24 protein-coding genes are annotated in these 24,683 nt (G+C 32.6%); 5 read left to right on the forward strand and 19 right to left on the reverse strand.

The genetic code is table 11. From position 1 onward, the window contains the following. Window positions 1-222: 222 nt before the first annotated feature. Window positions 223-402, reverse strand: coding sequence for a site-specific integrase (locus tag SLH52_RS23410; RefSeq protein WP_413785534.1), 180 nt, complete (start codon window positions 400-402; stop codon window positions 223-225). 1,086 nt (window positions 403-1,488) lie between these two features. Between SLH52_RS23410 and SLH52_RS14140 the strand changes: the two genes are divergently transcribed. Together SLH52_RS14140 and SLH52_RS14145 are read left to right on the forward strand one after the other, a co-directional pair. Next, window positions 1,489-2,361 carry an ABC transporter ATP-binding protein gene (locus tag SLH52_RS14140; protein WP_320209924.1) on the forward strand — a complete coding sequence of 291 codons (873 nt, stop codon included), beginning with the start codon at window positions 1,489-1,491 and terminating at the stop codon, window positions 2,359-2,361. Continuing rightward, complete coding sequence (locus SLH52_RS14145) at window positions 2,358-3,485, forward strand: ABC transporter permease subunit (RefSeq protein WP_320209925.1); 1,128 nt, start codon at window positions 2,358-2,360, stop codon at window positions 3,483-3,485. The genes SLH52_RS14140 and SLH52_RS14145 overlap by 4 nt, the downstream gene beginning before the upstream one ends. A 302-nt stretch (window positions 3,486-3,787) precedes the next feature. Here the strand turns inward: SLH52_RS14145 and SLH52_RS14150 are convergent, their stop codons facing one another. The 8 genes from SLH52_RS14150 to SLH52_RS23415 all read right to left on the reverse strand — a co-directional run bounded on the left by SLH52_RS14150 (window position 3,788) and on the right by SLH52_RS23415 (window position 10,985). Beyond that, on the reverse strand, window positions 3,788-4,084 hold the full coding sequence (locus SLH52_RS14150) for a putative quinol monooxygenase (protein ID WP_320209926.1): 297 nt from the start codon (window positions 4,082-4,084) through the stop codon (window positions 3,788-3,790). A 501-nt stretch (window positions 4,085-4,585) separates the two neighbouring features. Beyond that, a complete protein-coding gene (locus SLH52_RS14155) occupies window positions 4,586-5,287 on the reverse strand; it encodes an SAM-dependent methyltransferase (protein WP_320209927.1) in 702 nt (233 codons plus the stop codon). A gap of 524 nt (window positions 5,288-5,811) precedes the next feature. Then, window positions 5,812-6,537 (reverse strand): SRPBCC family protein, encoded by a 726-nt coding sequence (locus SLH52_RS14160; RefSeq protein ID WP_320209928.1) that lies wholly within the window; start codon window positions 6,535-6,537, stop codon window positions 5,812-5,814. Further along, a complete protein-coding gene (locus SLH52_RS14165) occupies window positions 6,527-6,844 on the reverse strand; it encodes a metalloregulator ArsR/SmtB family transcription factor (protein ID WP_320209929.1) in 318 nt (105 codons plus the stop codon). The genes SLH52_RS14160 and SLH52_RS14165 overlap by 11 nt, the downstream gene beginning before the upstream one ends. Window positions 6,845-7,312: 468 nt before the next feature. Continuing rightward, window positions 7,313-8,095 carry a serine hydrolase gene (locus tag SLH52_RS14170; RefSeq protein ID WP_320209930.1) on the reverse strand — a complete coding sequence of 261 codons (783 nt, stop codon included), beginning with the start codon at window positions 8,093-8,095 and terminating at the stop codon, window positions 7,313-7,315. Window positions 8,096-8,375: 280 nt separating this feature from the next. Further along, entirely contained in the window at window positions 8,376-9,215 is an 840-nt protein-coding gene (locus tag SLH52_RS14175) for a DUF2785 domain-containing protein (protein ID WP_320209931.1), read from the reverse strand. 80 nt (window positions 9,216-9,295) lie between these two features. Beyond that, complete coding sequence (locus tag SLH52_RS14180) at window positions 9,296-10,243, reverse strand: YafY family protein (RefSeq protein ID WP_320209932.1); 948 nt, start codon at window positions 10,241-10,243, stop codon at window positions 9,296-9,298. Window positions 10,244-10,895: 652 nt separating this feature from the next. After that, on the reverse strand, window positions 10,896-10,985 hold the full coding sequence (locus SLH52_RS23415; RefSeq protein WP_352223147.1) for a putative holin-like toxin: 90 nt from the start codon (window positions 10,983-10,985) through the stop codon (window positions 10,896-10,898). Window positions 10,986-11,319: 334 nt separating this feature from the next. Between SLH52_RS23415 and SLH52_RS14185 the strand changes: the two genes are divergently transcribed. After that, window positions 11,320-12,711 carry a hypothetical protein gene (locus SLH52_RS14185; protein WP_320209933.1) on the forward strand — a complete coding sequence of 464 codons (1,392 nt, stop codon included), beginning with the start codon at window positions 11,320-11,322 and terminating at the stop codon, window positions 12,709-12,711. Between the two features lie 77 nt (window positions 12,712-12,788). Here SLH52_RS14185 and cydS read toward each other — a convergent pair whose 3' ends face one another. From cydS to SLH52_RS14225, 9 genes are all read right to left on the reverse strand, one after another. Continuing rightward, the gene (gene cydS / locus SLH52_RS23420) at window positions 12,789-12,890 is read right to left on the reverse strand and encodes a cytochrome bd oxidase small subunit CydS (protein WP_413785535.1); all 102 of its coding nucleotides are present in this window, start codon (window positions 12,888-12,890) and stop codon (window positions 12,789-12,791) included. Between the two features lie 12 nt (window positions 12,891-12,902). After that, window positions 12,903-13,928 (reverse strand): cytochrome d ubiquinol oxidase subunit II, encoded by a 1,026-nt coding sequence (locus SLH52_RS14190; protein ID WP_320209934.1) that lies wholly within the window; start codon window positions 13,926-13,928, stop codon window positions 12,903-12,905. Further along, window positions 13,925-15,271, reverse strand: a complete 1,347-nt coding sequence (locus SLH52_RS14195; RefSeq protein WP_320209935.1) for a cytochrome ubiquinol oxidase subunit I — start codon at window positions 15,269-15,271, stop codon at window positions 13,925-13,927. The genes SLH52_RS14190 and SLH52_RS14195 overlap by 4 nt, the downstream gene beginning before the upstream one ends. A gap of 384 nt (window positions 15,272-15,655) precedes the next feature. After that, complete coding sequence (locus SLH52_RS14200) at window positions 15,656-16,096, reverse strand: OsmC family protein (RefSeq protein ID WP_320209936.1); 441 nt, start codon at window positions 16,094-16,096, stop codon at window positions 15,656-15,658. A gap of 25 nt (window positions 16,097-16,121) precedes the next feature. Beyond that, window positions 16,122-17,114: an arsenic resistance protein gene (locus SLH52_RS14205; RefSeq protein WP_320209937.1), complete on the reverse strand. Its 993-nt coding sequence runs from the start codon at window positions 17,112-17,114 to the stop codon at window positions 16,122-16,124. 394 nt (window positions 17,115-17,508) lie between these two features. Continuing rightward, window positions 17,509-18,108 (reverse strand): response regulator transcription factor, encoded by a 600-nt coding sequence (locus tag SLH52_RS14210; protein ID WP_320209938.1) that lies wholly within the window; start codon window positions 18,106-18,108, stop codon window positions 17,509-17,511. Next, the gene (locus SLH52_RS14215) at window positions 18,105-19,244 is read right to left on the reverse strand and encodes a sensor histidine kinase (RefSeq protein ID WP_320209939.1); all 1,140 of its coding nucleotides are present in this window, start codon (window positions 19,242-19,244) and stop codon (window positions 18,105-18,107) included. The genes SLH52_RS14210 and SLH52_RS14215 overlap by 4 nt, the downstream gene beginning before the upstream one ends. A gap of 120 nt (window positions 19,245-19,364) precedes the next feature. Continuing rightward, window positions 19,365-19,889, reverse strand: coding sequence for an AAA family ATPase (locus SLH52_RS14220; protein ID WP_320209940.1), 525 nt, complete (start codon window positions 19,887-19,889; stop codon window positions 19,365-19,367). A gap of 160 nt (window positions 19,890-20,049) precedes the next feature. Beyond that, window positions 20,050-20,925: an AraC family transcriptional regulator gene (locus SLH52_RS14225; RefSeq protein WP_320209941.1), complete on the reverse strand. Its 876-nt coding sequence runs from the start codon at window positions 20,923-20,925 to the stop codon at window positions 20,050-20,052. Between the two features lie 125 nt (window positions 20,926-21,050). Between SLH52_RS14225 and SLH52_RS14230 the strand changes: the two genes are divergently transcribed. Both SLH52_RS14230 and SLH52_RS14235 read left to right on the forward strand, forming a co-directional pair. After that, window positions 21,051-22,418 (forward strand): MATE family efflux transporter, encoded by a 1,368-nt coding sequence (locus SLH52_RS14230; protein ID WP_320209942.1) that lies wholly within the window; start codon window positions 21,051-21,053, stop codon window positions 22,416-22,418. 326 nt (window positions 22,419-22,744) lie between these two features. Continuing rightward, window positions 22,745-23,350: a biotin transporter BioY gene (locus tag SLH52_RS14235; RefSeq protein WP_320209943.1), complete on the forward strand. Its 606-nt coding sequence runs from the start codon at window positions 22,745-22,747 to the stop codon at window positions 23,348-23,350. Between the two features lie 121 nt (window positions 23,351-23,471). Here the strand turns inward: SLH52_RS14235 and SLH52_RS14240 are convergent, their stop codons facing one another. Beyond that, complete coding sequence (locus tag SLH52_RS14240; protein ID WP_320209944.1) at window positions 23,472-24,557, reverse strand: AI-2E family transporter; 1,086 nt, start codon at window positions 24,555-24,557, stop codon at window positions 23,472-23,474. Window positions 24,558-24,683 lie beyond the last annotated feature (126 nt).

Genomic DNA, 24,683 nt, shown 5'->3' on the forward strand with positions numbered 1-24,683 from the left:
GTATATACTTCTGTAGACGTAATACTTTCATGTCCTTACAACTCTTGAAGCGTACATATATCAATATTCTTTTGGAACATTAAAGTCGCAAATGTATGATCCAAATGGTGTAACGAAAAGCATGAGGGAGGGAGGTCAGCTTTTCGTAATTCATTTAAAAAAAACAAATGTAATACACTATGATTCGGTTAAATCGGCATACTTGTATTTTGGTAATAGTTGCTAACTCCATGCTAAGAATTGATTCAAATCATACTCATAACTGACAACCGTATGTGATGAGTAATTTTTTTCAATTTGGATGTACAATATGAAATCATCTATAGCAGCTTTTAAGAGAAAACCTCCTAAAAAATTATGTGATTTAGACGATAATCCATTATCCGTATAATAGTTCAGCATTATCGTTCAAGAGAAGAATTAATGTTCACATTAAAAACGTGAAACATTATTAGGAATGTGTTGAAGATATGTTCCAGAGGATAGATATTATAGGAACTAGAGGATATTAGAGCCTATGTGGCGTAAAATTATTCTAGTTTACATAATATATATTATAGGAAGCAAATGCGAAAAGACTTAATATGTCTCATAATAAAAGTAAACTTATGATATTGAGACACAAAATGAAATTAGTTGTTAACATTAATAAAATTTAAAATCCGTCATATTTAGAATTATAATTCTAAATATGACGGATTTTTAGGTCTATCCAGTTATCCTGTATGTATTCACACATTATTTCGTAACTGTTCTACGAAATAATCACGTTACTCGCCACATCATTTCTTCTAAAACTGAACCCAATCAGTATAAATTTTATGAAAAACTTTAATATTCATTATTTATATATTTTCATACTCTTTCTGGGAAATTTATTTCCTGTGTTTTATATTTTTATTTATTGTTTCCTCTCCTTCGCTGTTCCAATTAATCGTAGTTACTTAAATGGATTACTAATAGCTAAATTCGTACTTTGTTTTAAATAGTAACGAAGTACGAGTGTTTATGAACTTTTATTCACTTTTTTGACCTATGTACCTCTTTGATGAGAAAGTAAATCTCTAATATCCCCTCCCTTCTGTCTTACTTTACATATGTTTTTGGTATCTACAACAGTATCTATCATAAGATAAATTCTAGTGTTTTTATGACTCTTCTCTTAAACTTTGTTGCTTCAATATAAATACCCTTCTTTCAAATGTGCAAGAATCCCAATTCCTTCACTTACGTGTTAATCTTTTCAAACAAAGATCATTAATATATGAATGGAAAAAACTACATGTTATTTTTTTAAAACTCTTTCAAAGCCTTTTTCGTTTAATTAACTGTGTTGATCAACTTCATAAATAGAATAATAGATCGTCATCTAGCAATATCATAAGTAAATTTATGAATTGAATTTAGACCTATCATCTAAAGTGTCATAAGCATTTTCTTAACAACCATATTGTTTGTAAAACAAAAAAATGAATAGAGGTGTTTTCCTTGAATTTAACAATTGATAAAGTAACAAAACAGTTTGGAGATAAATTAGCAGTAAATAATGTTTCATTTGAGTTAACTGAGGGAGTTTACGGGTTTTTAGGAGCAAACGGTGCTGGTAAAACGACATTGATGCGCATACTCGTTACATTAATAAAGCCGACTTCGGGTCGTATTTTATTAAATGGGAAAGATATTGAAGTGTTAGGAGAAGAATATCGTGACGTACTCGGCTATTTGCCACAATACATTGGATTATATAAGAACTTTACTGCTGAAAAGTATTTAATGTACATCGCTGCTCTAAAAGGGATTGAGAAAAAGGCAGCAGTAAGAAAAGTTGCTGAGCTATTAGAGGTCGTCAATTTGACAGAGCACCGTAACAGAAAAGTTGGTAAGTTTTCAGGTGGGATGAAGCAAAGAGTTGGCATTGCCCAAGCACTATTAAATGACCCGAAAGTATTAATTGTGGATGAACCTACAGCGGGTCTAGACCCTGAGGAACGCATTAGATTCCGAAATCTACTATCTTCCATTTCAAAGGATCGAATTGTTTTATTGTCAACACATATCGTTTCTGATATTGAATTCATCGCAAAAGAAATACTTGTCTTAAAAGCAGGTCAGCTCATTCATAAAGAAAAGCCAGAAGAGTTACTAGAACAAATTAAAAACTATGTATGGACAATAAATGTACAAGAGCATGAGGTACAAGCATTTCAAGCAAAATATAAGGTAGGAAATATTATTCGTCAGCAAAATGAAATTGGACTTAGAGTCATTTCTGAAATGAAACCTGACGAAAGAGCTATTAAAGCAACTCCTAACCTAGAAGATCTCTATTTATATTACTTTGATCAGGAGGTAGCCATATGAAGCAGCTAGTAAAGTTTGAGCTATACAAATTATTTCGTCAAAAAGGCATTTACATTACTATGGGACTCATGTTTATCCTCTTTAGTATGATTAGTTTAAGTGCACATATACCAACCTCCCCATATAAGGCTTTGGAGTTAAAGGGTGATTTACAGTTAGCGGCGGAAAATTGGGAAGGAGCTATTTCTGAGAAGAAATTAGATAATGCGTCAAATATACAAGAATTGCTTATACCGAAAAGTATTGAAGGTACATTATCAGAAAAAGAAGTTGCTGAACAATTTGTGATAATGTCTCTATTTGATAATGAAACGATGAATAGTTTAGTAATTCCTAATAGATTATCTGAACTTCAAAATTATATGAGTAAATTAAGCGCGAGTGATTTTTCATACAAGGAAGCTTTGTTAGAAAAAAATATGTTAGAAGATTTGAATTTTGAAACATTCATTTATAGTAAAGGTCCACAAGAAACAATTGGGTTCGCATATTATTCTCGCTTTTTTACAAGTATAATGATCTTAATCGGTTTAGCTACAATATTTGTGAATGAAACGAATACGGGGATGGATCAGTTAATATATAGTAGTACACATGGTCGTCGTAAGAGTATCACAGCAAAAATTTTCGCGTCCATCATTTACGTATTGTTTGTGATTTTGTCTTGGTTAACATTTGATGTTTTAATGAACATGTATGTTTATGGGAATAGCGGATGGGATGCACCTATCCAAATGATCACACAGCATACACCATATAACTTGACTATGTTGGAGTTTTTTCTTATTCAAACCGGCATTCATATTCTAGTTGCTATTGCTTTTATGACATTAGTTTTAGTAGTGTCTGCACTTTCAAAAAATACATTAATGTCATTCATTATTAGTGCATCGATCTTTATCTTACCAACAATTTCATTTAGCATTCCGTTTTGGGATTATGTGATGAAGTATAGTTTTGCGAACTTCATAACTGCACCTGATTTTGTTAATTCGTTCCATGCAATTAATTTGTTTGGCATTCCAGTCTTAGACCCATTGGTACATTATCCTATGATTTTTCTACTTAGCATCATTTTATTGATTGCTATATATAGAACGATTAAGAGGAAGCAAATAGCATAGCAAGTTCCACTGAGCTTCATTCTTTATTTCAAAACCAGCTACTATTGACCATATTAGCTGGTTTTGTTTGTGTTGATATAAACACCATAGCCCTTATTCCATCTAAAATGAATTTTACTGAACCTCATGATCTCACCTTTGTATAAGTATAATATGTACAGAATCCTAATGTAATTAATCCATCATTCATCACGATTTGAATCTTTTCTTCGTTTAAACATTACTCATTTACACTATGAATTAAAATAAGACACCTCCACTAAAGGAAAGGTGTCGCTGAATGAATGATGTACAACTATGTGTTACATTTCTAATTGTTTAGCATCATAAATCTTCACGTCCAGTGGCGCAATGAGATATTCTGTTGCCTTGCTCGTAAAATATGTAAAGTGTTCACTTGCGTTATGGCTGTTAACAGCCTCTATATCTTTCCAAGCTTCTACCATTGTATACACACTTTCCTTTTCGGTATCTTTCATTAGGTCATAGGAAATATTTCCACCTTCTGCTCTAGAGGCAGTAATTAATGAACGAATATCTTTAAGAAATGCTTCTTCCTTCGCAGGGTTTACATGAGTCACAGCATGAATAATAATCATAAATTATCGTCCTTTCATCAATTGCTTTTCTTCTTCATAGTGTTATGTTTAATATTATTTGTTTTGAATTATAGGAACATAACTTCCTGTAAGTGACCACCTTACATAATTTAATTATCAGTGTAGTTAGACAACAATCATTAATTTATACATTTCTTATCTTTTTATACATTCCGCAGGGGGGATTGCTCTTTATCTTGTTGTGTATATGATTGAAATGCTACAACGAACCAGATCAAATTCACAATGATTATAGCCATGCTATTCAAGACGACTATTTGCACATCGGAGAACAAAATCCTTTATTACTTCCAGCGAATAAGACAGAAAGATAGTTCCAAGCTATACCTACTAACAACATATTTTGATATGGAATATATAAACATTTTAACTAAAAAATTGACTATATTAAATGAGATTATTACTTGATTAACGATTTAACGGGTATCTTCTATATGTAATTACATAGAAAAGGGTAACGTTGAACGCTACCCCCTGTTCTTATTTTATTATCTTCAGCATTGAATTAGCATTTTTTTGGAATTCATACTTACTACTGAGTTCATCAACCTTATAACCTTGCACTGTAAGATAGTTGATGATCCTATCTAACTGTTCAAATCGGTTACCTTCTAAATCTACTAACGGAAAGATTCGAACTTCATCTTTTGTTACTCGTAATAGTTCATTTATAGTCGCAATATGAAAATCGTAATCTAATCTATCTGCATACATAAACAGAAAATGCGCAGATAACGTTATATCGAACTGTTCATTTGCAAATGGTAATGTTGGTAATTCAGCTGGAATGTATCGATTACTTGATAGTTTCATGTGACTTGTACAGTCATTTAGAGCACTTACCCGATGCTTTTTTAAACCTTCTACATTACCGAAATAATTCCAAATATAATTACCTTTAGCTTGTTCCATATGCTTCATTGTGTGTGCTATGTCTCTCGAACCTTTCCCTTTTAGGGATTCAACTGAATGGTCATAGACAATATCACAAGCAGTAATATTCAAACCTACCTTTTCCCCTATTGCTGCAAAAGAGCATGCGCCAGCAGGACAATCTAGTATTTTTTTACTACTTAAATCATCTTCAGAGAATGAAAACATATCCATGTATTCTTTGAATGTTCTCCCAATAAATATAATTCTTTCTAAATCCAATTTTGTACTTTGCTCAACTATACTCAACTAACTCACCTCATATAACAAGAATTAGATTTATACTAACACATTGTGATCTATCATGCTCGTTATTTATTGTTGATATTTTTAACTGCGATAAAGCTTTTTAAAATGCATTAAATCTTTTTATTAGTATTACATCCTCAATGTAGCATCTGTTCACTCTTAATCTTTGTATAATAGATGAATTTCTTCCTGCATTTCAATCTGTACCAATTGATTAAAATAACCGAGGGTTTACACTTTATTAAAAGCACAGCTCCTCGGTTTTAATAAATATTTATGAAGTTTTTCGTTTACTTTGTAGTAAGTATAACTAAGTAAGCTGGACTAGATTAGGTTTTATATGATTGTAGTGGGTACAAAGAAGATATTTGCTACGAAATTTCTCCGTCTTTTAGTGGAAAACAGCATCATTTTTCAATCTTTAATGAATAAAGTTTAGTTTTTAAGCTTTAATCTTTAACTACCACAATTTATTATGTCTATAGGATGAAATTTGCTTTAGGGAAGTCAGTGACCATAAAGACTTACTTTGATGGCGTAGGTGACTTTGTACTTCCGTATGGTACTGTTAACAAATACACATCCTTTGTTTTATCATCTCGTTTTAAAGTTAACTTTATTTCTTGCTGTGGAATCGTTTCAGTAATCACTCTTTCTAGATCATCATATGTTGTTACGGTTTGTTCATTTACTGAAGTAATGACATCTCCGACTCGAAGTACTCCATCAGCCGGAGTGTTTGGAACAATCTTAACGATTTCTCTCGCTTTAATGCCCTCTTGTACTATTGTTTTGTGCTGCATACCTATCCAGCTGTTCCAAAATAAATGGCGAATATCCTCTTTGTTTTCAATAACACTTTTCATATTTCTCATGAATTGGTATTGACCGAAAGAGCTATTTTCCATTTCCATCATTCCTAAGTCTCCAGTCCATAATCCATTGAACTCTAGCGTAACTAAGCTACCATTATTTTGAGGGGTTACTGTCCAAATTGTTTTGCCATTATTTTCATCTTCCATAATGAGTCGCTTGTTTTCTACAATTTCAACTATTGTAGCACTATGAGCTACACCCCATCCGTAATCTGCAGTAAATTTTCCACCTACTTTCAACTCGATTTTACAACTTTTTGTTTCCCACTTATTACGTTCCTCACCGATTGTTAAAGCCTTCCATACTTTTTCTGGTTTAGCATTAATAAATATCTCTCTTTTCACAGAATGATATGTTGTCACTTTAATCATCATCCTCCTCTAAATAATTTTTTAAGCTCGCAAGCTTTTGATCTAATACTGCCTCTAGCTCTTGTTTCAACATCCCATATTGTTTTTGAAATATCTCCATTTTCAAACCGTACAAACAGTATCTTCCCTCTCTTCTTTCATAAATCAACTCCTCTTCTTTTAAAATCTTTAAGTGTTTTTTTATAGCTGGTTGAGAAATATTGAATCTATTTACTATCTCAGATTGGTTTTTTTCATTATGTGATAGCATCGATAAAATGGTTCTCCTAATGGGGTCTGCAATTGCACGATAAAAATCTGTTATACTCACCTCCGACATATAACCTTTTGGTTATATGTTAATATTACCATAATTTTCTTCATTTACAAGCGATATTATTAAAAATTCAGATAAAAATTTTAAAAAGTAATTTTAAAACATATTGTAAACTGATTGTATAGCTATAACTTCGTTAATAAATAGATTGAAATTTCATATAACAAAACAATAAGGTAAGAAAATTATAGAGGAATTAATCGAGGAATCATATAATCCCATTACCTCTTATTAAATGAGTTACAAAATATGTTTAAATAATACAGTGATCTGATTAATGATTGAGGAAAGATAATAGATTAGCTTTGTGGATGCCTTCAAGAAACTGATGCAAACAATGAACACGTTATGCAATTTTATGCGAAGGTAGATCAGGTGAAGACTCACTTCACCTAAATAGTAGATGTCGATATACAATCCAAAAACAATTGTTTGATTATTATCCTGTAACAACATGGACCACTAATTAATGGCGTTATGATGGACCAGGTTCTTTTTCCAATCTCTGTACACATTTAACAAAACGTGTGCTACTTTATCGTCAGACTCGCTATTTTTTAAGCGATTTGGAACGTTATTACCTCCAATTACGTATAAATAAGGGTCTTTTGAGAAATGACCTAAGATGCCTATATCCAAGATTAAATCATGTAAACCACCAGTCATATGGGCAAGGTATTGTTTTGGTATTTGACGATGAGCCTCCTGCTGCCTGACCATACCTGTAATAAGTGGTGTAAATAATTCTGGTTGTGTTAGATAACCATCGTAAATCTTTATTAAAATAGAAAGTAAGTCATTTATTGACCCGCAGTTTTGAGTATCTTGTGGATTTTTAGTAAGATTGAAACTATTGAAGTTCTCATCCCTTAGTTTAGCGTTTACTTTCTCCAAACCACCGATGTATGAAACGATATGGTTTGCTAAGACGTTATCGTGACAAGCTATCATGACTTCAATCATAGTACTTAACGGTAAATTAGTTCTTTTTTGAAGGTGGGGGTAAATAATATGGCTGTCTTCTTTAGGGTCAAAGCTTACATTATTGATCATTGAATTCCACGATAAAAGGCCTTCTTCGATCAACTTTGCAACTGCATACCCCACTAAAACTTTACCTACTGAAGCTAAAGGTATAATAAAATCTGCATGATAAGAACAAATAAGAGCATTCGTTTTAGTACAATAAACAACAGCACCATATTCCCCTTTATATTCTTCAAGAATAGCTTTCACATTAATCATTAATAAATTCTCCTTAAAAATAGTACAAGTTATCTATCATTTTTTTTGGGCTGTTTTCGCATTGATTGTTGTTTTTCGTAAAGATATAAGTACATTTATACCTAGCGGTCGTGTCATCTTTTCTACTCTTAAAATTCATGAACCTTCATTAAACTCTTCATACTATCAATTTATTTGTCATAATAGCAACATAGTTTACGAAAAAAGCACTTTTTATCGAAGAAAAGACGACACGAATACGATTTGGTCCTTTATTTTCCCCAAGTGCGAAGAAATGTAGTTAATAAACAAAACAAATATTGTTTAAAACAGTTTCAATTGGTGTAGTAAACGGTTGGCAAACCTCATTTTGCTTGAACCTGAAATATAAACTACGTAAAAAGTTTTTTCGATTTACTAACAGACAATGCTGTTGCTGAGTGTTTTTTATTTGTTCAATATTATCAAATTGCTTTATCCAAGTAGTAATATCTTCATCACTCAATATATTCCTCTCTATAATACTTGTTACTGCAGTAATTAAACGCTCATCCTCTTCGTTAATATATGTATAGTCTTTAAAACATACTTTTTCTTTCACAGCTTCTAGCATATCAACTAGCTGAATTTTTTGCATAACTTTACAAACTGCTAGTTCATTAAGTGCGTCTGCTAAATGTGCTGTAGAGTGAGCCCATCCCTTATTTTCCACAAATCCTCGTACATCATTTTCAAGTCTTGCATAGCATAAAACATTTTTATGTACATGAAGAATTTCTTCTTCTGTCAGCAAATTTTCTCCATTTTGATTATGGTACATAACAACTGAACTGACTACTAAAATAGCAAATGCCCTATTAAAAACTGTATCATCTTCTTTTGCCCCTACGTTATAAAACAAATGTTGATCAGACAATGACAGCTTCAATAAAGCTTTTAATTGATGATCTGATAAGTTTTTTCCTCTTATCAACTCTTGAAAAAGAGAAAAAATCAGTTCATCTCTTAATTCTGAATCTGTTGATCCCAGATGTTTCATCATTGCAGTTGTTAATTGGTCTAAATTTACATCTGTTGGTACACTCCAGTTATTGGACTTAATTTTTTGTAGTAAAGGTTTTAGTTGTTTAACTTCATTCATGTAAATGCAGCTCCTTATTATTTTGTAACTATAAATCAAACACCCAATCATCATAACAAAACAACACTGACATAAACTTGTCAGTGTTGTTTATATTTTTTCATGATTTGTTGACACTTTTCAGTTAAGTGAGTTATTAGATTAGGTGGTTCAATAATTTTCACTTCATCTATATTCGTTATAGATAATCTTATAACATCATCAACATACGACCAAAGCTGTAACGTAACTAAATCTCCACATTCTTTTACTACAGAATCTAGAAACATATAATCATGTTTAACTGTTTCATATAAGTTCTTATCCATTGATAACGTAACATTTATTTTATCGTCTTGCCCTTGCTTCTTGTTTTGCATTAATTCATCTAGTGACGTTGAAGAATATGTATTTTCTGAAATTCTTATCTGCTTTATTCTGTCTAATCTAAAGCATCTATCCTGCTTTCTTAGGTGACAAAAACTATTAATATACCAACCACCGCTATCAAAGAATAGTTGATATGGAGTTACTTCCCTTTCAATCAGTTCATTTGTTTGAGGTGAGTAGTATTGTATTACTATATTTTTGTATTCAAGAAAACTATCAATAATAATTTGAGTTACATCATTCTTATAAGAACCGGGGAAAATATCATTAATAAAAAAAGTTATTTTATCTAATAAAGTAAGATATTTTTCCTTCTTATTATTATCTAGAATGTTAAGTAGCTTATACTTTAATGATACGTAGTCTTCTTGCATATTCGGAACTTTAATGATTTCTCCTAACCGCAAGCTCATTAATAAATATAAGATTTCTTTTTCGTTAAAAGCAACACTTGGTATGAAATAATTATCATCTATTTGATAACCTCCACCAAATCCTTCTAAGGATATGATAGGTATGTTTAATTGACTTAGTGCCTCTATATCCCTATAAATCGTTCTTTCACTTACTTCAAATAGATCTGATATTTGCTTAGCTGTGAGCTGTTCGTGTTCTTTTAATGCATAAATAATTCCAACCAACCGCTCCATCTTTTTCATGTATAATCTCCTATAGTTTACGAGTTTTTTGTTAGAATTTTTTACTAAAGTTGTTACACCAAAAAATATTCAAGGAGTAACAAAGTAAAGGCTTTGATTATACTTCTTCTCCTCCAAATATCGTTAATGTAATCTGATTATATCAGAGTTTCATATATGTGTAGTTATAAAATAAGAACTGATTATACAATTTAAATATATAGGTTCCGGTTTTAAACCAGAACCTTCGTAATGGTTATATTATGTTTCCCAAATAAAAGCTAATAACTTGATTAACGCATCCATGACCCTCACACCTTTCTACATCGTATTTTAAGACTCTTTTCGGAATTTATATGCAGCTTTTTTCCTAATTTACTACCAACAATACGAGGTCTGATATGATTTTGTGAAAAAGTGTTGCCACGAACCTATGCGAAAAAAGCCTTATTATATGTAGATGTTATGCGATAAGTTAATATGTGATACATGGTCTATTGTACATTTTTAAACAATTGTGATATTCTAATCATAGACAAGCTGTTCTTGCATACAATAAAAAAGACCGAGAGTGTCGTCACCACTCACGGTATTGAACAATAGACGATTCCTAGAGGATCGGCTTATAGTCAAAGTAGACCACCCACTGCTCCGCTAAAGCGTAAAGGGTGGTCTATTTTTTGTCGTTTTTGTTAAAAGACAGCATTGAAATGACGAGAGCAGCAAACGCTACAGCGAACATCAACGCTTCAAATACCGTCATATGCTTCACCCCCCTTTCAATGGGAATGAAGCCGACCACCCTTTAGAAATTCGCTATTGTATGCATATTATATCACGATTACCTAATAATCCCCTAATTTAGTACAACCTCCAATTAATCCAACCCCTACCATATTATATGTAATCATGCAAAAATACGTATAGAGTGATGTACAAGCATAAAAAAAATGTGCAAAGAACCGTCTAAGATCGCCCACAACAAAATATTTTAGTTTTATACTTAAACCTATTTAAACGCTATTTAGTATACATCTCTATACATAAATAAAACACATCCATATAATAAATTACCACTTAGTTTAGGAGTTGAGGATGTGTATAAAACATTATGTGGGTGTAATCAAGTTGTTGGGCAAACTCTTGTTAATATGAATCAATTTGTATTACAGCCAAATACTTCAAGTAGTATTGCTCAAAATATCCCCATTACACCAGATTTTTTGACATTAGCACAACTATCACTTGAGCATCTTATGCCAGGGGACGTTGTCTTTTTGAATGCAACTGTAGGGTCTGAAGTATTAAGTGATTCTCCAGAATTATTATATAGCATCTATCGTAACACAGTTAGTTCATCAAACCTCATATTTAGCACGAAAACAGAATTGGAGGGCAGTATACCTAATTTCAGTAATGAATTCAGTATAGATACATTTAGTCATGTAGATATGAGTCCAACCTTAGGGAAAGTAAAATACATCCTAACAGTTGAGTGTGTTGATTTAAATGCTACGGCTCAAGTAGTAGGTCCTCTCACTTTCGTTATACAACAAATCAGAAAACCTCAGTCAGGAAAGTGTATGTGCTACAAAGCTGTTGCTCAAAAATTAATAGATATGAATCAATTTGTATTACATCCAAATACAATAGAAACTACGTCTGAAGATATACCATTATCACCAAATTTCTTGACGATAGCGGAACTATCATTGGATAACATCATGCTACACGATCATGTTCTATTAGAGGCTACTGTTGGCACAGAAGCATTAGCAAATGAATCGGAATTAATTTATAAAATATATCGGAATTCAGTAAGCTCAGGCAATCTAATTTTTAGTGCGAAAACAGAATTAGTAGAAGGTATTGATTTCAATATTGATAGCTTAACTCATGTTGATTTAAAACCAGCTTTAGGAAAGGTTAAATATATTCTTACAGTGGAAGGTCTTGCTCAAAATGGAATGGCCAGGGTAATAGGTCCAACTACATTTGTTATCCAACAAATTAGCAAAGAACAGATTAGCAAATGTAGTTGCAGCATTCCTGCTAAAACAAAACTAATAGATGTACATCAGTATGTGTTAAATCCAAATACTTCAGCAAGTATTATGAAAAATATCCCTATATCACCATCGTTTTTAACACTAGTAGTATTAATTGTAGATAAAGTTATGATAGATGAGAAGATTATATTAAATGCGACAATTGGATCTGAAGTACAGGACGATTCACCTGAATTAATATATAAGATATATCGAAATACTGTAAACCCAACCAATCTAATTTTTAGTGCGAAAACGGAATTGGAAAATGAAGTAAACGATTTTAGCATTGATAGCTTTACACACGTTGATTTGAAACCAACTTTAGGTAAGGTGAAGTATATATTAACCGTAGAAAATACTGATATTAACTCGATAGGGTCAATAATTGGACCCATAACTTTCACATCTAAAAAAATCATTTCTAGTAAACCAGCATAGTTCCACTTAAAGTATTGAATGTTAAAGAGCCAATCTATTCATTAATAGATCGGCTTTTATCATTTAAATATACTAGGTTATTTTTTAATAACATCATCTTTAGGTGCCAGCCAAAACGCGAAAATTAATGATGCAATAACGATTAATATAGGTGCATAGAAAATAATAAAGTTATTCATTCATCATCCTCCTTATGCATGATTGTTACCTTTACCTTGAACGTAACCCTTATCAAATAGAAAAAGCTTCAACAAAAGGTAGAGAGAAGGAATGAGTAATCCTAGTCCAGCAATAAACGCAATAATTAACGCAATTGCCATTGTATCATTTGTAAAGCTATCGTACATTGTAAGATATGGATACATTAAATACGGATAATGCGATGCGCCATACCCAAAGAAAGCTAGAAAAAATTGACCTACTAACAATCCAAATGCTATTCCAAATGCTTTTCGTTTCCATAGTAAAAACACAGTACCAATAAATAAGAAAAATGACAAACCAAACATCCACCATAAATCTAGTAAACGCTCATAGTGAACTGAGTTATGTGAACGTAATTCAAAAATAATCCCTGAGGCTGTAACAATGGTTGGAAATGCCGAAACGAGAGCATATTTTCTTAATAATTCTGTTGCTTTGTGATCTTGTGCATAATAAGCATACCATGTTAAAAATACAGCAGATATATATAGAACAGCGGACAAACTAAGAATGACAATACTCCATGTCAAGGGATTTGTGAACAAATCCACATAATTAAGTATTGGACCGGATGAATTTATTGTCACAAAGCCTCCTTCTGAAATGGTTAAAACGATAGACAATGATGCAGGTATAAACAAACCTGTAAGACCGTACAACATCGTATACGTCTTTTTTTGGGGCTTACCATAAGTTGCAAAAGCGTAATAAGATCCTCTAATGGCTATGAGTATTATCGCTAAGCTAGCTGGAATTAGTAATGTTGTACCATAATAAAATGCGGTTTTTGGAAAAAAACCAATCATACCTACGAAGAAAAAAACGAGAAAAACGTTTGTAACTTCCCAAACTGGTGACAAATAACGTTGGATGAGCTTCGTTAAAATATGCTCCTTATGTTTAAGTATGCTATACGCATTAAAAAATCCAGCACCAAAATCAATAGAAGCCACAATTACATAGCCAAAGAGAAAGAGCCATAACACTGAAATACCAATTACTTGAAGAGTCATACTGAGCCACCTGCTTTCTCTAGTGCTCGATCTGACAATTCTTGTTCAACTGTATTTTTTTTGAACATTTGTGAAAGAACGATGATACTACTTATTGTTAAAACTACATATAACCCTGAAAATGCATATAGCATTTTATCAACATGTTCAGTTGTAGTTGCTGCATTATTTGTTCGCATAAGTTGATATAGTATCCACGGCTGTCGGCCGACTTCTGTAAACCACCAACCTACTTCGATAGCAATCATTGCTAAAGGTCCACCAAGTACCACCATCCACCGGAACCATTTCGTCAAAATAAAATTCCATTTCTTCCAAATGGCTATTAAGTAAACGCTTGATAAAATTGTTAATAAAATCCCTATGGTAATCATTAAATCGAATAAATAATGAATATAAAGTGGTGGTATTTCATCTTCAGGAATTTGATCTAGCCCAATTACTTCAGCACTTGGGAAACCAAAAGCTAATATACTAAGTGCATAAGGTATGTTTAAGCTATACTTCACTTCCTCATCATTTAAAACTCCGTATAAAACGAGTGGAGCTTCACTTTTTGTGTCAAAATGCCATTCAGCTGCAGCTAGCTTTTCAGGTTGATATTCTGCTAGATACTTTCCAGAGAAGTCACCAATTATAGCCGAAGCAAGTGAAAACACTAGACCAAGTTTCATAGTTAAAAACAACGACTTTTTATGATATTCATGATTTGATCCTTTAAGCATCCGAAAGGCAGCCATTGATGCTAAGACAAATGCTGATGTCATATAGGCTGTTGTCAACACATGTGCAACCTTCGTAGGCATTGCTGGGTTAAACATTGCTAATAAAGGTTGAATGTTGACAAGTTCTCCTTCTACAATATCAAACCCTTGTGGAGCATTCATAAATGCATTTACAATCGTTATAAAAATAGCGGAAAAGGAAGCCCCGATAGCAACAGGTAATAACAATAACAAATGTTTTCGCTGATTTTCAAAACGATCCCATGTGTATAAATAGATTCCAAGAAATATCGCTTCAAAGAAAAAGGCGAATGTTTCTAAAAATAATGGTAACGCAATGACATTACCTGCAAGCTCCATAAAGTTTGGCCATAAAAGTGATAGTTGTAAGCCAATTGCAGTCCCTGTAACTACACCAACTGCAACTGTAATAACAAAGCCACGTGTCCACCTTCTTGCTAAAAGAATGTAGTGTTCATCTTGTTTCTTTATTCCTACCCACTGTGCGATCATAATCATAAGTGGAACACCAACACCTATTGTTGCAAAAATAATATGTACTGATAGGGTTAACTCCGTCAATATACGACTAAAAAAGACTGCCTCTTCATTTACCATGGAAAAGCCTCCCTCCTTACCCTGAAAAAACACGTCCTAAAAAGGATAAACCTAAGATAAGTGCTACTAGAAATGTTATTAAAACCAATGCTTTCTCCTGTTTTTTATACATAACACCGCCCCTTCAAGTTCAGAATATCACAAATTAAACATCTTTAACGGTGACAGTTAAGCGTCATTTTTGTGATGTAATTATGAAGTATGATCCTTTATTAAGAACTGGATAGGATCTAGTTTTTGGTGGAGAAAATATAAAAAAGGATAAACCTCACGACTCTTATCCATTATCAATTCTTGAAAATCTTCTTAATGAAAAATACAGTTTGGCGAAGTAAATCCTTTTATTAGCAATGTTAGATCATTATATACAGATTGATAAAAAATCTATGCTTTTTGCCAAGAGTCAATCATTTCTACTTGTGCAGCCTTGAGCATCGTGTATACAGGACACCGAGATTCTACTTTATGTTGAAGCTCATTTATTCTACCTTCGGGTTCAGTTGTCATGATTTTAACATCTACCTTAACAGCTTCAAAATATGGACGGGTATGTGGGCTACCCATAAATCCGCGTGGATCAAATTTCCCACTGATTTTCAGTTCCATATCTTTAAAATCAAAGTTCATTTCTCTTGCTACTACACGTGCTGTAACATTTTCGCAAGCTGCTAGCGCACCTAGCACTGCTTGAAGTGGGTTTGGCCCTAAATCTCTTCCACCCATTTGTTTACCTTCATCTATGATAAATTCGTGCTTACCAGCTTTATTCTTAATTGTCAGACCCTCTGAACGTGCGTTTACAATAATGTTTAATTTGTTTGACATTTAATAATCTTCCTCTCTAGATGTACTATCCAATTGTTGTTCTTTGTGTCAATGTTTTTTGCTGTTGTTGATTAAACCAATACTTCTTCGCATATTTAACATAATAAACATGACCTTGTTGCTGAACAATAAAAGCTATCGTAACGATTAGTGCTGCATCAGCACCGAAAGATGTCGCTGCTAAACCTACTGCAATTGAAAGGTTTCTTAGCGCTACCCCATTCACTAAAGCAATCCCATCTGAACGATTTAAAAGCCTCTTCGCAATTATTGTGCTAATAATATAGTTTACTAGATAAAATAACATTAAAACGATAAGTGCAATTATGATTAGCTGTGGCTTGGTAACAATCATTTCTGCCTTCATACTGATACTTACAAATACCACATACAGCATTGACCATATACTTAATGGTGTTATATTAGGTTTAATTTTCTGCTGAAATTGATTCAAAGTATATTTTTTTAATATTAATTTGAACGTAATATGTCCCAATATCATAGGTATAAAAACAACTAATAATATGGTGCTGAAAATTTCAAACATATTAATATTAATAAATTCTCCAACCATTATTAGTAAATATAACGGTGTTAACAACGAACCTAGTATTAAGCTAAAGACTGTTAATTTTATCGCAGCATGAACGTTCCCTTTTTGCATGGATGTCCATGAAATAGTCATACCACTTGTCGGTAATAGTGCCAATAACACTAAACCAGCAAACATATTAGGATATTCATTTAATAACGTTTTCCCTATTAATAGTGCAATTGCTGGAATTAAAATAAAGTTGATAATCATAGAATATAATAAAATTTTAGACCCCTTAAATGAGGATAATTCTTTCAACTTTAAACCAACCAACGATGTATAAATCATCAAAATTGTTGCATATAATATTGTTGGTTTTAAAAAGCTCGTATTAATAGAAACCCCTATGATAAAACCTAGTACCAAAGTTAATGGAATACTTAAATGTAGAAACCTTTGTGGAAAAGTATATATCATTCTCATTACAACTCACCTCCAATCACAAGTATACCCTACATGGTATACAAAATACTATAAGGGGTATATATAGGTTTGTCAATTTATAAGAGAAAATTATACTACTATTGAAATAAGTATAGTTCAAATATCTAGAATAACTATGTTTTATCCTACAAAATTACGGGAAATACATCCCCTTTCCCACCCTGTAAAAATTTTTCTTAACGTTTTGACGTTATTAGATCCATTTGTACCGTATCCTTTCATTTCTTTTATAAGCTTTATATTAATTAGTCTGCTTTAAAGCAATTAAGAGGAAGCAAATAGCATAATCCCCAATACATGTGATAATTTAATATTTACTACAAATAAAACCAGCTAATTTTAAGATATTAGCTGGTTTTGCTTAAACAACTATTTACTTAAACCATCCTTTTTCTTTAAAGTGAGTGATGGCTTCAATTCGATTTTTAACTTCAAGCTTATCAAGTATCGTTGAAATGTAATTTCTTACCGTACTCGTTTTTATTTGAAGCTCATCTGCAATTTCTTTCGTATCTCTACCATCAGCAACGAGTTCTAACACTTCTTTTTCACGATGAGTCAGAGGATGACCTTCATTATACATGTCGTCCATCAGTTCAGGTGCATAAATTCGCTTTCCAGCCATGATACTTCTAATTGAGTTTGCCAACTCCTCGCTTGGGCTGTCCTTTAATAGATACCCTTTAACACCTGCCTTTAATGCTCTTTGGAAATAACCACTTCGTGCAAAGGTCGTTAAAATGATAACTTTACATCCTATTTCTTTCAGTTCCTCAGCTGCTTCTAGTCCACTTTTTTCCGGCATTTCAATATCCATTATACAAACATCTGGCTTGTGTCTTTGAACAAGTGATATTGCTTCAGCCCCATTGTTAGCTTTACCTACCACTTCCATATCCTCTTCTAAATTGAGAAGTGATCCTAATGCACCCAACATCATTCGTTGGTCTTCCGCAATAACTATTCGAATCATTTCAGTTCCTCCTCATTTCCCTGCTTAACGATGTTAGTGGGGACTTTCATGATGATAGCTGTTCCTTCATTTGAAATGATATCTAGTCTACCATTCACAAACTCAAGCCTTTCTTTCATACCTAAAAGCCCACTACCTTTCCCTAAATCGTGATCCATGACGATACCAATACCGTTATCACGAACGGTAATAGAAATTTCATTCCATGATTGTTCTATAGATATCTCACATAAAGTAGCGTTACTATGTTTTACAACATTCGTTACAGCTTCTTTGACACACATGCTTAGTATATTTTCTAGAAACAATGAAACATTATTCAATTTGACATCCTCATCTATAATAAAATCAAGTTGAGCAGCTTTTAGTATCTCTTTTACTCGCACAAATTCCTCTTTCAACCTTATACCACGCATTTGTGATACCATATTTCTTACTTCATTTAAAGCTGTGCGTGCAGTTTGCTGTACATCCTTCAATTCGTTTTTAGCTTTTTCAGGGTCTTTAGCAATTAGCTTTCTCGCTAAATCACTTTTTAAGCCAATTAAAGAAAGTTTTTGACCTAACGTGTCGTGTAAGTCACGAGCAATTCGTTGTCGTTCCTCTTGTTTAACGAGTTCAGAAATCCTTTTATTTGCATCTTCTAGCTGTTCTTCAAGTCTACCTTGTTTTTTGCGATTATAAATATTGAATGGTAGAAGGATAACGCTAATCCACACAATGATAATAAAAGGAATTTGTTTTAGAAATAGCTGTTCTTGAAGAATGACGCTAAAATTAATTAAACCGGTTGTTATGATTAGATGTATAATGTAAATCGTCATAAAGGTAATACGAGTTCTTATATGACCATTAAAATATGCGATGTAAAATGCAAAATAAATAAATTGAAATAAGATGGTCATTGTTACTGATACTGCTAATAATAATAACGTTAATAAATACATGATCCATCCTTTGGAGATGAATGCAAATCTATAAGAAACAAGAAATAACACAGTTAATATAATTCCTACTACAACTTCAAGCTTTGAAGAAGATTGAAAAACAAAATAGAACGGTAAAATACTAAATACGCTCCATATGTATGGTGAAATGCCCTCACTTTTTTGAAATATCCATAACTTTTTTATCATTATTATAAACCTCTTAATAAGTTGGTCTTATTTGTTTATTTTATCATTATTTTCCATTTGTTTTTACTAATTTGACTTTCAATTCCTTAATGTATTACTAAATAATTTCTTTGTAAAACTTTAGTCTTTATTATTTATATATTCTATGACTTCATTTACATAGTTATGTAATGGTTTGGATGAATCCACAATTAAACCGTAAGTATCAGAGGGCTTTTTACTACTATTAATAGTTTTTCTGAAATTCTCTTCAGTAGCTTCTATTATTTGACTTTGCATACGTTTTCGTTGCTTTAATCTGCGATTTATTTCTGTTAAATCATTGAGATAGCACTCTACGTATTTATAGTTTGTACCATACTTTGTACATAGGCGCTGTCCTTTTTCTATCATTTCACTATATAAACATGGGCTATCGAGTATCACACTATTTTGTTGAGATAAATAATATTCTACTAATGACCAATCAATATTGTATGAAATCTTGCCTGCAACTTTTGGATCTATAGCAGATTCAAGAGACTCTATTAATGCCGTCTTTACAATGTCGTGATCTACTACAATAGCACCTGTTCGTTTTGCTAATACCTTTGCAAGAGAAGATTTCCCTGAACCTGGAAATCCTGACATTTGTAGAAAAAACAAGAAGTTCCACCTCCTTTAAAACTAATACCTTATAATCTTATTTTTTTCAGCAAAATATGTTGTTTGTGGCAGACAAGTTGTAATCTTTCCTGCCGATCTAGTAGCAATTATTTATAAAAATGATCAGTAGCGATGATGCTTGTTATCACTCATATAGACGTTAGTTCATATCATTTGAGCGGCTCACTTCTTTACGATACATGACAGGACTTATTCCTTCATGCTGCTTAAAGAGTTTTGAAAAGTACGTATAATCTTGAATTCCAACTTCCTTACCAATGTCCATAACCCTTTTATCGGTCGTCGTTAGCAACTTTTTCGCTTGAAACAATCTATATTGGGTAAGAAATTGTAAAGGAGTCATCCCAAGTGAGCGTTGCATACACCTTGTTATGTAATCAGCATGAAAATGAAGGTCACGTGCTACATCCTCTAACAAAAAATTCTCCTTATAACGCTCTTTTAAATAGATAACTACTTGCTCTGCTAATTTCTCAGAAGCATCAGGAATACTAAGGGCTTCTTTTTGAAGATGAAAAATGAAATCTTGAAAATAGAGCTGTTGTTGTATGTGGACTTCGGGATTTTGCAATTCATTTAATGAAATGACTTTTTCCATTACATTTTCCATATAACCCTGTCTCCTGACAGTCCCAAGCCTTGGAATCTGTAGATGAAAATGAGCTGGTGTGACAAAAGTAGGTTGTTTCTGAATGATATGAGACCAATTTAAGGATCGGCTTTTCTCTAACTGATAAGTTTGCTCTGTTTGAAAATGCATCCATATGTATTCACTTTTCTCTGTACACCCTCGATGTCCATAATGTTCAATTCCTGGAACTAAAATAATATACTGCCCTTCTTCTATCTCGTATGGAATGTCATCTTCAGTTATATACACAACCCCTTTACAAACATAGATTAAATCAAAAACGATAAATGTTCTTTTAAAATGCCTTTGTCCTTTATGAAATATAGCCCTCCCACCTTTAATATATGTAGGAAAAGGTGGGGCTGGTATTGTAATTATACTCATTTAAGCTCTCCTCAAAAGTCGTAATACTCCAAAACAAATCGGCTCAGTCTATTCATTATTATACAGAAAATAGATACACTAGGTATAGTTTTTCAAAAGATATCAAAAGGAGTCTGCATTAAGTCGTGAAAAAATCAAACATACAACAAAATTTAACATTATTTGCACTTACATGGCCGATTTTTATTGAACTGTTACTCCGAATGTTAATGGGAAGCGCTGATACGCTGATGCTTAGTCAATATTCAGATCTGTCAGTTGCCGCAGTTGGTGTATCTAATCAAATAATATCAATCGTCATTGTCATGTTTAACTTTATCGCAACAGGTACTGCCATTATTATTGCTCAACAACTCGGATCAAAAGATCTAAATCGTGCAAACGAAACTGCAGTTGTAGCGATTTCTGTAAACTTATTTTTTAGTATCTCTTTAAGTGCTATCCTATTTATATTTAAGAAAGACATTTTATTATTAATGGGGCTACCAGTTGAACTAATGGGTGAAGCATTAAGTTATTTACAAATCGTTGGTGGTTTTATGTTTCTTGAAGGGCTACTAATGACGATAGGAGCTATATTACGCAGCCACGGTTTTACAAAAGACACGATGTATATCACAATGGGAGTAAATCTTATAAATGTAATTGGGAATTATCTTTTTATTTTTGGTGCGTTCGGTGTACCTGTATTAGGTGTAAAGGGAGTTGCTATCTCAACAATATTAAGTAGATTTATTGGTTTACTTATCATTGTTTATGTTTTATTAAAGCGAACAAATGGTTCATTACCTTTTCATATTTTCTTTAAGTTCCCAAAACAGCCAATTCGTCAATTACTTAAAATTGGTATCCCAACGGCAGGGGAACATTTATCATATAATACCTCTCAAATGCTAATTACTTTCTTTATAGCTATGATCGGTACTGATGCGATAACAACTAAGGTATACACACAGAACTTAATGATGTTCATCTTTTTATTCGCACTCGCAATAGGTCAAGGAACTCAAATAATGATAGGGCATCATGTAGGAGCTAATGAACTCAACAAAGCGTTTCACCGATGCTTGAAGAGTTTAAGATTAGCGGTCGCTATTTCCTTGTCTGCCGCTTTAATCTTTTTCTTCTCAGGAAAAAACTTGCTGCAGTTATTTACAGATAATGAAGGTATTATATCATTAGGTAGTCAGTTACTGTTGTTAACAATTATACTTGAACCTGGACGTGCATTTAACTTAGTTGTCATTAATTCGTTAAGAGCAGCTGGAGATGTAAAGTTTCCTGTATATATGGGGATTTTATCCATGTGGGGCATAAGCGTACCTTTGGCATACATGTTAGGCATACAAATGGATATGGGCTTAGTTGGTATTTGGATCGCATTTATCGTTGATGAATGGTTCCGTGGTATACTTATGTTAATTCGCTGGCGTTCTAAAGTATGGGTTCAAAAAAGCTTTGTTAGTGAAGCTAATGCTCAATCAACATCATAAATTAATTTGAAATTTTTATCCTCTACAAGCGCTTTAGTTTTTAGTCTAAGGCGCTTTTTTTTAGGCAGTTTTTTCTCACCCTAAAAACTAAACGCGTATATAACTAGTTTTCGAGGCATCTATTCTTCAAAAAAACGATGACTTATGCGTAATGTTACACCTTTATCTTGTGCTTCAACAGAATAGCACCAAATTTCAAACCTTGAGATGAGTATAGGTCATTGACAAAACGACCTTTTTACAAGTACACTTCAATATGTTAACGCTATAGATTTATAAGTTAACAATTCTTTTGTGTAGATTTAATGGAGAAGGGAGAATACATCATGGGAAAGAATTCAAGGAAGTTCAGGGTGGTTGACGTAACATATGGAGCTATGTTTGTTGCATTAATGGCAATTGGGGCTAATATTATTTCTTGGCTACCTTTCTTAAAAGTTGGGAATGTACCACTCTCAATGCAACCATTTTTTGCTATTTTAGCAGGATTGTTGTTAGGAAGTAGAGTTGGCTCTTTATCAATGGTAGTTTATGCTCTTGTTGGTATCGCTGGTTTACCTGTCTTTGCCGAATTTAAAAGTGGATTACCAATTATTATGTTACCTACAGGTGGATTTATTATTTCATATATTTTTGTAGCTTATTTTGCTGGTAAAATTGTCGAGCGCAAAGAACAGCCGACTTTGTCAACATTTATGATTGCATCATTTGTTGGTATTTTCCTCGTTTATATGATTGGTACTAATTATATGTATCTTTCTATAAACACTTGGACTGGTGCAGAAATAGGATACTCAGCTGCATGGAAAACTATGATCTTTTTTGCGATAAAGGATTTTGTATTTACGATTATTGCAGCAATGATTGCACCAAGAATTTATCATATAGTTAATAATACTAAATCTGCATCTACTTATAATAAAGCAATGTAATCTTTGAAATTTAGCAAATCGAAACCCTTGATCGAAGGAATGAACACAACCTTTAGATCAAGGGTTTCCCCATTTTCACGACCTTTATATGTAATGTACAGTGATGTCGTTCAAATGACTATTAACGTGATTCCTGTATACTGATTTTATAAAGCTTAACTGCATGGGAGATAACAACTTTTGCAACAGCATAAGTAGGGATGGCAAAAATAATACCTAGTATCCCGACTAAATTCCCGGCAGTTAATATTAAAATGATAATAGTTAACGGGTGTATATTCAATGTCTTTCCCATTACTTGTGGCGATATCACATTACCCTCGACTTGTTGTGCAATTAGCATGATTATAGCAACATAAATTGCCATTATAGGCTCCTGGAAAAGCGCAACAAGAAATGCAGGAATAACAGCTAGATAAGGTCCTAGAAACGGTATCACGTTCGTAAACATACCGAAAATAGCTAAGATGATCGAATAATCAAGACCAATAATGAGATAGCCTATAAATAGCATCAACCCAACAGAGACACTGACCATTACTTGACCTTGTACATAGGAAGAAATTGTTTTATCCATATCTTTCAACACTGCAAGAATATTACCACGCTTATTTTCAGGAAAGAATTTAGCGACGCTCGGTTGAAAACGATCCCCATCCTTTAACATATATAACAATATAAAAGGAACGAGGAACAGATAAAAGATCGTATTTACGAATCCACCAACAAAGCTAATGATCCCACTAGATATATTTCCGATATTTTCAGTTAGTTTTTGTTCGAAGTCTCCACTGAAAGATAAAGCAGCTTCTTGAAAATCAGGGAATAAATCCATGTTTTTTTGTACATACTCGATCCCCTCAAACATAACATTTATCATTGATGGTAAGTTATTCATTAGTCGCTCTAGCTGATCATTAATAACAGGAGTTACTAATTTGTAGAAGATATAAAAGAATAAAATGATTACCAAATAAACGATTATAATCGCTAACCAATTTGGAATTCTTCTTTTTTCTAACCACTTAATAAGTGGCCTACATAAATAAAATAAGACCCCAGATATAACGAATGGTAGAAAAATTGTTTTAATTAGTACGAAAACTGGGGTAAACACAAATAACGTTTTCTCAAGGAGAAATGCAATTAATAGAATCAAGATGATTCCTACCATTGTTCTAAACCAACGCTTTTCACTTAAACTCATTTTTTCACTCTCATTCCATAGAATCACTTATTTCATATTCCTATTATTAAGCTTTACCATTATAACTAATCATAAACTGTCGCAAATATATTATTGTTAGTCTCATGTATAATATGAAATTTTTAG

The sequence above is a fragment of the Cytobacillus sp. IB215665 genome (assembly GCF_033963835.1).
Taxonomy (GTDB): Bacteria; Bacillota; Bacilli; order Bacillales; family SM2101; genus Nanhaiella.

Excerpts from the sequence above, each read along its gene's own strand:
- SLH52_RS23410 (WP_413785534.1), bottom strand. The coding sequence starts at position 402 with ATGCTGAACTATTATACGGATAATGGATTATCGTCTAAATCACATAAT.
- SLH52_RS14145 (WP_320209925.1), top strand. The coding sequence starts at position 2,358 with ATGAAGCAGCTAGTAAAGTTTGAGCTATACAAATTATTTCGTCAAAAA.
- SLH52_RS14150 (WP_320209926.1), bottom strand. The coding sequence starts at position 4,084 with ATGATTATTATTCATGCTGTGACTCATGTAAACCCTGCGAAGGAAGAA.
- SLH52_RS14160 (WP_320209928.1), bottom strand. The coding sequence starts at position 6,537 with ATGATGATTAAAGTGACAACATATCATTCTGTGAAAAGAGAGATATTT.
- SLH52_RS14170 (WP_320209930.1), bottom strand. The coding sequence starts at position 8,095 with ATGATTAATGTGAAAGCTATTCTTGAAGAATATAAAGGGGAATATGGT.
- SLH52_RS14175 (WP_320209931.1), bottom strand. The coding sequence starts at position 9,215 with ATGAATGAAGTTAAACAACTAAAACCTTTACTACAAAAAATTAAGTCC.
- SLH52_RS14180 (WP_320209932.1), bottom strand. The coding sequence starts at position 10,243 with ATGAAAAAGATGGAGCGGTTGGTTGGAATTATTTATGCATTAAAAGAA.
- SLH52_RS23415 (WP_352223147.1), bottom strand. The coding sequence starts at position 10,985 with ATGACGGTATTTGAAGCGTTGATGTTCGCTGTAGCGTTTGCTGCTCTC.
- cydS (WP_413785535.1), bottom strand. The coding sequence starts at position 12,890 with ATGAATAACTTTATTATTTTCTATGCACCTATATTAATCGTTATTGCA.
- SLH52_RS14190 (WP_320209934.1), bottom strand. The coding sequence starts at position 13,928 with ATGACTCTTCAAGTAATTGGTATTTCAGTGTTATGGCTCTTTCTCTTT.
- SLH52_RS14195 (WP_320209935.1), bottom strand. The coding sequence starts at position 15,271 with ATGGTAAATGAAGAGGCAGTCTTTTTTAGTCGTATATTGACGGAGTTA.
- SLH52_RS14200 (WP_320209936.1), bottom strand. The coding sequence starts at position 16,096 with ATGTCAAACAAATTAAACATTATTGTAAACGCACGTTCAGAGGGTCTG.
- SLH52_RS14205 (WP_320209937.1), bottom strand. The coding sequence starts at position 17,114 with ATGAGAATGATATATACTTTTCCACAAAGGTTTCTACATTTAAGTATT.
- SLH52_RS14210 (WP_320209938.1), bottom strand. The coding sequence starts at position 18,108 with ATGATTCGAATAGTTATTGCGGAAGACCAACGAATGATGTTGGGTGCA.
- SLH52_RS14215 (WP_320209939.1), bottom strand. The coding sequence starts at position 19,244 with ATGATAAAAAAGTTATGGATATTTCAAAAAAGTGAGGGCATTTCACCA.
- SLH52_RS14225 (WP_320209941.1), bottom strand. The coding sequence starts at position 20,925 with ATGAGTATAATTACAATACCAGCCCCACCTTTTCCTACATATATTAAA.
- SLH52_RS14235 (WP_320209943.1), top strand. The coding sequence starts at position 22,745 with ATGGGAAAGAATTCAAGGAAGTTCAGGGTGGTTGACGTAACATATGGA.
- SLH52_RS14240 (WP_320209944.1), bottom strand. The coding sequence starts at position 24,557 with ATGAGTTTAAGTGAAAAGCGTTGGTTTAGAACAATGGTAGGAATCATC.